This window comes from Catenovulum agarivorans YM01 (genome assembly GCF_000281085.1).
Taxonomy (GTDB): Bacteria; Pseudomonadota; Gammaproteobacteria; order Enterobacterales; family Alteromonadaceae; genus Catenovulum; species Catenovulum agarivorans.
In genome coordinates this window covers 159,900-171,289 of the sequence record NZ_JH767529.1, presented here as the reverse complement: position 1 = coordinate 171,289, position 11,390 = coordinate 159,900, and the positions used below count along the sequence as shown (strand labels likewise).

The following is an 11,390-nucleotide window of genomic DNA, read 5'->3' as shown; positions in this document are numbered from 1 at the left end:
CGCCAACGCCAACGCCAACGCCAACGCCAACGCCAACGCCAACGCCAACACCGGCCGACGAGCTAGCTGTTTTTGTTGATGGGCAGGTGAATGCTTTGTGGGATAAAGGTTTACGAGCTTTTGACGAAGCCATAGGTTGGGGTGAATGTCAAAATGATGATGGTGCCGCTTGCCCTAGCATAGCTTGGCAGATAATTGATGAAGTAGACAGAGGACAAGTTTTACAAATTAGCCACGGCAGCACAGGTGATTTTGCTGGATTTTTTATTGGCACAACACAAGCCTTAGACTTATCAGGTTTTGCCAATGGTTTTTTAGAATTTGATATTAAAGTTGTCTCTGGTGATAGCCAATTTACTGGCAAACTAGACTGTATTTACCCTTGTACTTCCGGTGATATTTCTTTTGGTGATTTAGGTGGGGCAGGTTGGCAAAGTGTTAAATTAGCTATGTCTACATTTACTAATACACTAGATTTACGCCAAGTTGATACGGGTATAGTCATTTGGGCGACGTCAACAACTGACACTGTATTTCAGTTAGATAATATTCGTTTCACAGGCTTAGCCGATGGCGAAGATTTACCAACCCAAGGTACAGATCCAACCGCAGCTAAATTTACTCAATACGGTGCTGGTAATATATCAGATAGAATTAATCCGGATAGTTATCGCTGTGTGGTTGACCATGGCAACTGGATATATAACGCAGGTATAGTTGAACCCGGTATTGCAGCGTGCGACGCCTCTACGCAAATACCAACAGGTACGCCAACTAAGTTATATCCACAATTAGCCGATTCATTTACCGCTCCAACGCCAAGCCATCGCTGGTGGGGATCGGTTGCTTTTATGGGCGAAATGCAAATTGGCGATCCAAACCAAGCGGCGTATATCACGCCAGACCCAATAACCGCACGTATTACCAATAAAGGTTTTCGTATGATGGGTATACCGTCTGGTTTCCAGTCGGCCACTACTCAATATTTGTATCCAATTCCAGATCCATTTAGCGAAGTATTTGACGGCATAGCAATAGCCAACAACCAATTCGATAACCTAAATGCGGTATTAAAAGACTACAGCGATGGTTCGGTAACTGTACTGTGGCAATCGGCAGATACAGATGTGATGCAAGCAACTTTTGTATACGGCTCGCCATATGTGTTTATCGAGGTACTTGCGGGTAATGCTCAAGTTAAAACCTTGCGTGAAGACGGTGGTGAAAAAAGTATTTTCCACCAAGCGGCTAATCAACTAGGTGTTAAAACCTCGGTTGCTGGCAATACCAATCACTTTTTAATTGTTGGTGACGACATCACGAGTTTTAGCAACATCAGTTCAAATGTTATTGGCATCAGTGCTGCGACTAATTCATTTACTGTGGCCTATTTACCAGCAAATGGCGCAGAACCAAATGCAGATATGATCAACGCATTTGCAAGCCTAGCGCGTAACAAAGTTGCGGCGTTGCAAATTGATTACCAAGTAGACCCTAGCGACTATTCAGTTACTGTGCAGCATCAGTATTTAGATGCCACAGGTGCGCAAGTGCAAACACTTGCTGGTTTACAGCCATTGCAGTGGAAAAATAACACAAACGTGAGCAGTAATTATCAAACCCGCAGTGCGCGTGGTGTGATTAAATTTATGCCGAGTGCCAGCTTTGACTATCATCTGCCTTATGTTGGAATTTTACCGTATTTACCAACTATGACTGACACTACGGATATTACCCAATTAACCACCTTAGTTAATGATTTTGTTGCAGCAGGGCAAGACACTTGGAATACAGCAAATGACACTTATTGGGCCGGTAAAAATTATGGCAAAGTGGCAGAGCTTATAGCGATTGCAGAGTCGATTAATATGTCGACTGAAGCCGGTATTATGCGCCAGTGGCTTAAAGATGAATTAGCTGATTGGTTTACCGCAGATAGCAGCGGCAGCTTAGATACCAATAAATATTTTGTTTTTGACGAAAAATGGAGCACGTTATTAGGTATAGAAGAATCGTTTGCATCACATCAACAGCTTAACGATCACCACTTTCACTACGGTTATTTTGTCCGTGCCGCAGCAGAGATATGTCGGGTAGAACGCGATTGGTGTAGTGAGCAACAATACGGTCCTATGATTGAATTACTTATTCGTGATTACGCGGCAATGCGTGACGATGATATGTTCCCGTACACACGTAATTTCGACCCTGCCAATGGCTTTTCGTGGGCATCAGGCAAGGTTAATTTCGCCCGTGGTAACAACAACGAATCTACCTCTGAAGCAGCTAATGCATATGGCGCAATTGTTTTATATGGTTTGATAACTGGTAAAAATGATTTAGCTGAACATGGCATATATTTGCATGCATCTACCACAGCAACTTACTGGGAATATTGGAACAACTTAGACGGCTATTATTCACCAGATACAGATGTTGATAATTTCCCAGCAGGTTACGACCAAATCACCACATCTATTATTTGGGGTGATGGCGCCAGTTTCTCTACTTGGTTTAGTGGTGCACCAGCACATATTTTAGGTATTCAAGGTTTACCAACGAACACGTTAAACTTGCATGTTGGTTTGCATGCAGTCTATATGGCGGATTATGTACAAGTTGGTTTAACTGAAGCAACTAACGGCAAACCATCTGGTTTACCTGAAGATAGATGGCGCGATATTTGGTGGAATTTGTCCGCTATGGTGGACGCAGATGATGCAGTTAGCGATTACCTAAGTTATGGAGACTACAACGCCGAAGCGGGCGAGAGTAAAGCACATACTTACCAATGGATACACGCGTTTAAAGCACTTGGTAATATAGCGCCGGAAGTTCATGCTGATTATCCGCTAGCAGTGGTATTTAGCAAAAACGGCACTAAACAATATGTGATTTACAATATGGATGATACCCAGCGCCAAGTCACCTTCTCTGATGGCGTGACAGTACAAGCACCAGCAGGGCAAATGACAGTAAGTACTGGACAGTAATACTTAGTGGTTAATTAAGTGGCAAACGGATTTGCTGCTTAATGGGTAAGCTAACCTAATAAATCGGCAGTGCTGTGTTGTTAACCGGTGACTTTAAGACAAAAGAAGAATGCACACCTGTAACCCCTTCAATTCTTGTCAGTTTATTCAATAAAAAATCCTGAAAATCATCCATATCCTTAACGATAATTTTCACTAGATAGTCAGCACTTTGGCCGGTAATTAAATGGCACTCTAATACTTGCGGCAAATCTGCAATGGTCTTTTCAAATACTTGAAAACGTTCGGGCGTGTGTTTGTCCATGCTAATTTGAATAAACGACATTAAGGTTAACCCCAATTGGCGCGCATTTACCAGTGCGACATAACCGTCTATTAAGCCAGCATCTTCTAGCGCACGAACACGGCGCAAACAAGGAGAGGGCGATAAATTAATTGCATCAGCCAGTTCTTGGTTTGAAATCCTGCCTTGTTTTTGAATTGTTTGTAAAATCAGTTTGTCGTATTTATCTAGTTGCATAATTTGTTACTGTGAAATTTTATTTCAATAAATACATTATATGTGAAATTTTATTGCGCTGCTTAGGCAAATTAACTTGATCTTAGCAATCATTCACTTATTAAAGCCGTTAACATAATAAGCATAAGTAACAAATGCAGTGTGGAGCCGAATATGATTAACAACCCAGCCAGTAAATATCAAAGATTTGTTGGGGTCAGTTTGCCTGATCGCCAATGGCCAAATAACTTTATCGAAAAGCCGCCGATTTGGATGAGTACAGATTTGCGCGATGGCAACCAAGCTTTGATTGATCCTATGTCAATTGAAACCAAATTACGCTTTTTTAAAGAATTGGTTGCTATGGGCTTTAAAGAAATTGAAATTGGTTTTCCGTCGGCATCACAAATCGATTTTGATTTTACCCGCTTGTTAATTGAAGAAAATCATATTCCGGACGACGTAACCATAGAAGTGCTTGTGCAAGCGCGTTTTGACTTAATTGAGCGCACTGTTGAAAGTTTGCGCGGCGCTAAACAAGCTATCTTACATATGTACAACCCGCTTGCGCCCGCATTTCGCGAGATTGTTTATCGCACCGACAAAGCTGGCGTCAAAAATATTGCGATTCAAGGCACACAATGGGTTAAACAGTTAACTGCCAACGCACCCGAAGTGAACTGGACCTATCAATATTCACCAGAGGTTTTTTCCAGTACCGAAATTGAATTTGCTAAAGAAGTGTGTGATGCAGTGAATGATGTTTGGCAACCAACGGCCGACAACAAAATGATCATCAATTTACCAGCAACGGTCGAAATGAATACACCCAATACCTATGCTGATCAAATTGAATGGATGCATAGAAACTTAAATAACCGTGAAGCGATTATTTTAAGTGTGCATCCGCATAATGATAGAGGTACTGCAGTTGCTGCAGCTGAGCTCGCGGTAATGGCTGGCGCAGACCGAGTGGAAGGTTGTTTGTTTGGCAATGGTGAGCGCACAGGTAATGTTGATTTAGTCACGCTTGCACTTAACTTATATTCACAAGGTGTCCACCCAGGTTTAGATTTTTCTGATATCGACAAAGTGCGTAAGTTGGTGGAGGAGTGCAACCAAATTCCAGTACACCCTCGCCACCCATATGCGGGCGAATTGGTATTTACTGCGTTTTCTGGTTCACATCAGGATGCAATTAAAAAAGGTTTGGCGATTCAGAAGCAAGGTGAATTATGGCAAGTGCCTTATTTACCAATAGATCCGGCCGATTTAAATCGCAGTTACGATGCTGTGGTTCGGGTAAACAGCCAATCGGGCAAAGGTGGCGTTAGCTTTTTACTTGAGCAACAAGCAGGTATTCAATTGCCACGTAAGTTGCAAATCGAGTTTAGTAAAATTGTGCAGCAGGTAAACGACAGTCGCGGCAAAGAAATTACTGCCAATGAAATTGTTGAGTTATTCACACAGGAATACTTAGCAAAATCAGCGCCTATTCACTACCAAACAAGCCATGTTACTGGTTACTCTGATAGTCAGCAACAAGTGGAAATTAGCTTTGAATACCAAGGTATAACAGTTGATGTAATAGGTTTAGGCAATGGGCCGATAGATGCCGCTGCACAAGCATTAAGCCAATATTACGATTTACCAATAGAGGTGATTGACTACCACGAACACTCAATTGGCACTGGCTCGAATGTCAAAGCGATTTGTTATATCGAGCTTAAAATTGCTGGGCGCAATACCCACTTCGGTGTTGCACAACACAGCAATATAACGGTTGCGGCGATCCAAGCTTTGATTAATGGCTTAAATCGCACTTTGGTTCAACAAGCTACATCAGCAACCGCTGCAGTTTAAAAATTACCTGGGGATAACTTGAGTGTTATCCCCTTATTTGACATCTCCCACCGCCTAGCATACCATCTAAACCTGTAATCGCTTACACTGGGCGCGCATTTAGAGCGCCATATATGTTAACTAATCCAACAAATATCCATAAAAACTGGCCTGAGCCTAATTTCTGGTTGCTGCAAATCTCCGGTTGGTTGTTTTATATGTTGTTTGTCTATATGGCTTACCATGTGCAGCGCTACGACTCTTGGGTTGATGTACTGGTTTACTACATTTACGAAGTTGTAGCAGTACCGATAAGTGTACAAGGACGTACACAATCTACAGGTATTCTTTTCCATATTGTTAAATAATTATTGACTTTATGAAAATGGTTGAATACTCTAATTTCTAGAAAGCGCTTTCATATGGTTAGTTTGGTTTCATAAAGTTGCGCAGTATCACAATAACAAATGAAACCGCTTACCTTTGCGCGATTATGTTGTGTAAAACTAACACTAAGGGCAAACACATGGGACACAAAACTTTTAAACTAAGTGCGGTATCAACCGCCATGCTAGCAAGCCTTATGGCAGGCCATGCAAGTTATGCAAATGCAGAAGAAACCGTCGACGAAACCATTACAGTGACAGGTATTCGCGGCTCAATTATGCGCGCTATGGATACTAAGCGTGAGAGCAAAGGGGTTGTGGATGCTATTTCGTCGGAAGATATAGGTAAGATGCCTGATTCAAATTTGGCTGAATCATTGCAACGTATTACTGGCGTATCAATAGATCGTTCAAATGGTGAAGGCAGCAAGGTTACTGTTCGTGGTTTTGGACCAGACTTTAACTTAGTAACCTTAAACGGTCGTCAAATGCCCGTTTCTTCATTAGAAGCAACATCAGCTTCATCATCACGCTCTTTTGACTTTGCAAACTTAGCTTCAGAAGGCGTTGCCGGGGTGCAAGTTTATAAAACTGGTCGAGCGTCAATACCTACCGGTGGTATAGGTTCAACTATCAATATTGAAACCCATAAGCCTTTGACTAATCCTGGTTTTAAAGCAAGTGTTGGGGTTAAAGCAGTACACGATACCTCTACAGAAAAAGGTGCTTCGTTAACGCCTGAGTTTTCTGCTTTGATCAGTGATACTTTCTTTGATGACAAAATAGGTGTTTCATTATCTACAAGTTATCAAAACCGAGAAAGTGGTAATAAACGTGCGACAACCGGTGGTTGGCGGACATTTTCTGGTGTAGCTGACCAAGATTGGGGCGCTGGCACTGCAACTTGGGGGGGCATTCCAGATGGCCCTGATTCAGGGCATGACAATCGACCTGGCGATGAAGATGTGTATTCTGTGCCTCAAAGTTTAGGTTATGCGTTTCATGAAGTTCAGCGTACCCGTACCAACGGCCAGTTGACATTACAATTCCAACCTGTTGAATCGTTAACAACGACTGTTGATTACACCTACTCTAAAAATGAAGTTGAAACCCAGTTTAACGATATGTCAGCTTGGTTTAATTTTGGCCCGTCTACTGGTGTTTGGACTGACGGTCCAAACGCATCAGCTCTAATTTATGCAGAGCAAACACCTGATAATAAAGGTGACTTTACTATGGGCGCTGGTGATTACGCGACTATCAGCGAGAATAAGTCAATTGGCTTTAATGCTGATTGGCAAGTAAGCGACAACTTCAACGTTGTGGTTGATTACCACTCATCAACCGCTGAATCTAAACCAAACAGCCCTTACGGCAGCAACAATGTTATAAGTGCTGCTACCTGGGTTCGTGGTGAGACTATTGGTCATTTTGATCAAGATTTTCCAGTATTGGAGTTATTAGATGATGTTGATGGTAATCCAGTAACAATTAATCCAGCGGATATGCGAATTACAGGTAGTTCATTCCGCGATAGCCGCATGAAGATGGAAATCGATCAATTACAAGTTCATACCGAGTATAAATTTGACGATGGTATTGTTGAAAGTATTCAATTTGGTCTAAGTTCAACTGAAACAAATGTTCGTTCGGCTTATTCAAACGTACAGCGAGATACTTGGGGTGGTGTTGGTGAAGCAGGTGATTTTGCTGATGACTTCTGGCCTCTTCACGATTTCGATGGCGAATTTAATATTCCTGGTGCGGATAATCCAAAATTACAAACTCAATTCTTTAAGTGGGATTTTGCGACAGTACGAGCAAGAGCCGCTGAGTTATATTCAACTGGAGAAGGGGATTGTGGTACTGGCTTCTGTACTAAGTCTGAAATGGATGTAGACAGAACAACTGTTGAAGAAGTTAAAAGCGCTTATGCTCAAGCAAACTTAGTGTTTGATATCGGGACTATGCCAGCTAATTTATCGACAGGTTTAAGAATTGAAACGACAGATGTGTTTTCTACTGCTCGTTTCCCTGACTATGAAGCGCTGGTTTGGACTGCAGATAACGAATTTTTTGCGGTTGATAATGGCACTAAAATAGAAACTAGTTTAGAAGGCGATTATTCTCATTGGTTACCTAGTTTAGACTTTGATATCGAATTGACTGATGACTTAGTGTTAAGAGCTTCTTATAGTAAAACCATTACTCGTCCTAAGTTTAACGATATACAAGGTGGTATTACGATTGATCAGCCAGTCCGCGTAAATGGCGGTACAGGTTTTGAAGGTAATCCAGAATTGGTGCCTTTTGAATCGAGCAACTATGACTTATCGGTAGAATGGTATTACGATGAAGGCAGTTATCTTTCTGTTGGTTACTACATGAAAGACGTAGAAAACTTCATTGGTACTAAATTCGAAAACCGTGAGGCATTTAATATTCCGCACCCAGCAAACGGCCCTCGATATCAAGAGGCGTTTGAGGCTGTGGGTAATGACTCGGCTGCAATTCGTCAGTACATATTCGACAACTATGGTGATACAGAGTATGTAGATGTTGATAAAGGTCAGATTAGTGCCATTCCTGGTGAAGATGGAGTATCTAACTTTTTAATTACCATCCCTGTAAACGAGCGTGCCAATAAGGTGTATGGTTGGGAAGTTGCTTTACAGCACGTGTTCGGTGATTCTGGTTTTGGCGGTATCATCAATTTCACAACTGTAGATGGTGACATTGAATACGACAATTTCAGCTTAGATCAGCAGTTCCCGCTAATTGGTGCGAGTGATTCTGCCAACTTAGTGTTGTTCTATGATAAGCACGGAATTCAGGCTCGTATTGCCTACAACTGGCGTGACGATTTCTTATCTTCGACAGCTCAGGATACAGGGGCAAACCCAACTTATGTTCAAGCCTATGGGCAGGTTGATGCCAATGTAAGCTACAACATTAATGACAACTTATCTGTTTTTGTAGAAGCAATTAACTTAACAGATGAGTATTCACGTTCGTATGGCAGAACAACCTACCACTTATTAAATGCGACTCAAACGGGTCCAAGATACAACATAGGTGCACGTTACACTTTCTAAGCTTTCGCGCTTAATCAAAACCAAGGTGTTAAGCCCAAGCTTAACACCTTCTTTTCTTAAACTTATTCGGAACTTATTTTATTAACAGGCAGTTGTGCACTTGAAACAGCATTATAGTTTTTACAAAAAAGCAGCAGATGACTTGTTGTAAATATGTGACTATGAAAACGTTTTAGGTTAGCATGTTGTTATAAATCTATCGCAGTGGTTTGTAGGTACAAGATTAATGAACCAGCAGGTTAAACATATAGTCATTTTAGGTGGTGGTAGTGCCGGTTGGTTAACCGCTGGCGTGTTAGCAGCTGAGCATATGGCGAATGATGCCAATGGTATTCAAGTTACTTTAGTTGAATCACCTGATATTAAAACTGTTGGGGTTGGTGAGGGCACTTGGCCTTCTATGCGCACCACATTACAAAAAATGGGTGTGAGTGAAACCGACTTTATGCGTTGCTGCGACGCAGCTTTTAAACAAGGCTCTAAGTTTGCAGCTTGGCATACAAATAATGTTGAAGATGCATATTATCACCCGTTTTCTCTACCCGCTGAATTCTCTCAGCACAATTTAGCTATGGCGTGGCAGCAGTATCGCGAGCAAGTTAGATTTGACCATGCGGTTTCTTTTCAAAGCCATATTTGTGATCGCGGTTTAGCCCCAAAACAAATCGCCACTCCTGAATATGCTTTTGTTGCCAATTATGGTTACCACTTAGATGCAGGTAAATTTGCACAATTCTTAACTCAGCATTGCACCGAAAAACTTGGAGTTAAGCATGCTCAAGCAAATGTGTTAGAGGTTAAATCACACACAAATGGTGACATCGCCAGTTTAATCACAGATGTTGCTGGTGAAATTGCCGGTGATTTATTTATCGATTGTAGTGGCAGCCGCTCGCGTTTATTGGGTGAACATCTAGGTATTAATAACATTAATTTGCAGCGCTATTTGTTTAACAATACTGCATTGGCTGTGCATGTGCCCTATGCAAGCCAAGATGAAAATTTTGCCTCGCACACCTTATCAACCGGCCAACAAGCTGGTTGGACTTGGGATATTGCACTGCCTAGCCGCCGTGGTTGTGGTTATGTTTTTAGTGACGCGCACACAAGTATAGACGAGGCCGAGCAGGTTATTCGTGATTATGTCGCACAAGCCAGTAGTGCTGAATATGCCAAACAGGCTGAGCTTAAACAGATTAAATTTAATCCTGGCCATAAACAGAAGTTTTGGCATAACAACTGTGTTGCTGTTGGCATGGCCGCTGGTTTTATCGAACCATTAGAAGCATCAGCTTTAGTATTAGTTGAATTATCGGCACAAATGATCAGCGAACAGCTACCGCAAAATCGTCAAGTTATGGATATAGTGGCAGCGCGTTTTAATGCAAAATTTAGTGAACGTTGGCAACAAATCGTCGACTTTTTAAAAGTGCATTATGTATTGAGCAAAAGAGATGATTCAGCCTATTGGTTAGATAACCGTGACGACTCAAGCATTCCACAAAGTTTACAAGACAACCTCAATTTATGGCGCTATCAATCGCCGTGGCATTTTGATGCAACCCATACTGAAAGTTTGTTTTCGTCGGCCAGTTATCAATATGTTTTGTACGGAATGGGGTTCGAAACGCTGAAACGAACGCATAAAACCCAAAGCCAAGCTAAACTCATGCAAGAAGCTGAAAGGCTATTCGCTGAAACAGCGCGTAAGAGCAACCAAGTGGTTAGTCAGTTACCGACTAATCGCGAGCTTAATTTAAAAATCCATCAATATGGATTTCAAAAAATATAAACAATCTATCAAGATAAAAGCACAGATAAACCAATAGAGGCAATACACATGAGCAACCATGCATTATTAAACAATGTGGATCACAAAGACCTAAAAATTAGCCGTAAACGCAATGCCGATATGGGCGACCAAGTTATGTTTTGCATGACCTTTCCGGTTGAGTTTCGCAGTGTTCAGCATGATTACCCAATTTTTTTCCGCAAAGACGCTCAAACAGGCGAGTTTATGCCAGTGGCTATGTTTGGTTTTGAGCAAAAAGAAAACTTGTTTTTAAAAGATGATAAGTGGGATGCGGGTTATATCCCATTAGTGATGGACAGAGACCCGTTTTTAATTGGTTTTCAGCAAGACAGAGAAACAGGTGAAAAGAAACCTGTTATCCACATTAATATGGATAGCCCACGCGTAAGTAACGAAGAAGGCGAAGCGGTATTTTTAGAACACGGCGGGCAAACGCCATATTTAGAAAAAGTCAGTGCTATGCTACAAGCTATTCATGCAGGGCAAGATCACGGCAAAGCTTTTGTGCAAAAGTTAGTTGAATATGAGCTGTTAGAATCGTTCACCTTAGAAGTTGAATTGAACGATGGTTCACAAAATCAGTTAATTGGCTTTTACACCATTCATGAAGAAAAAGTGAACGCGCTAACTGCAGAGGCGCTAGCTGACTTACACAAAGAAGGTTTTTTGCAAAGTATCTATATGGTATTAGCGTCAATGAGTTCTATTCGCGACTTAATTGAACGCAAAAACAAAACTTTGTTAAATAAGTAGAGTGACAGA

General features: G+C 41.6%; 7 protein-coding genes. 6 read left to right on the top strand and 1 reads right to left on the bottom strand.

Translation table 11 applies throughout. The features are described 5' to 3' along the window. On the top strand, positions 1-2,993 hold a 2,993-nt coding region (locus WSC_RS22735; RefSeq protein ID WP_016956378.1), incomplete at its 5' end, for a glycosyl hydrolase. Between the two features lie 55 nt (positions 2,994-3,048). Here WSC_RS22735 and WSC_RS0113035 read toward each other — a convergent pair. Next, positions 3,049-3,513 (bottom strand): Lrp/AsnC family transcriptional regulator, encoded by a 465-nt coding sequence (locus WSC_RS0113035; RefSeq protein ID WP_016956377.1) that lies wholly within the window; start codon positions 3,511-3,513, stop codon positions 3,049-3,051. A 153-nt stretch (positions 3,514-3,666) separates the two neighbouring features. Between WSC_RS0113035 and leuA the strand changes: the two genes are divergently transcribed. From leuA to WSC_RS0113010, 5 genes are all read left to right on the top strand, one after another. After that, positions 3,667-5,355, top strand: a complete 1,689-nt coding sequence (gene leuA, locus WSC_RS0113030; protein WP_016956376.1) for a 2-isopropylmalate synthase — start codon at positions 3,667-3,669, stop codon at positions 5,353-5,355. Between the two features lie 113 nt (positions 5,356-5,468). Then, positions 5,469-5,702 carry a hypothetical protein gene (locus WSC_RS0113025; protein ID WP_016956375.1) on the top strand — a complete coding sequence of 78 codons (234 nt, stop codon included), beginning with the start codon at positions 5,469-5,471 and terminating at the stop codon, positions 5,700-5,702. 158 nt (positions 5,703-5,860) lie between these two features. Further along, complete coding sequence (locus WSC_RS0113020) at positions 5,861-8,815, top strand: TonB-dependent receptor (protein WP_016956374.1); 2,955 nt, start codon at positions 5,861-5,863, stop codon at positions 8,813-8,815. A gap of 226 nt (positions 8,816-9,041) precedes the next feature. After that, a complete protein-coding gene (locus WSC_RS0113015; protein ID WP_016956373.1) occupies positions 9,042-10,607 on the top strand; it encodes a tryptophan halogenase family protein in 1,566 nt (521 codons plus the stop codon). A gap of 48 nt (positions 10,608-10,655) precedes the next feature. Continuing rightward, a complete protein-coding gene (locus tag WSC_RS0113010; RefSeq protein ID WP_016956372.1) occupies positions 10,656-11,381 on the top strand; it encodes a SapC family protein in 726 nt (241 codons plus the stop codon). Positions 11,382-11,390: the final 9 nt, after the last annotated feature.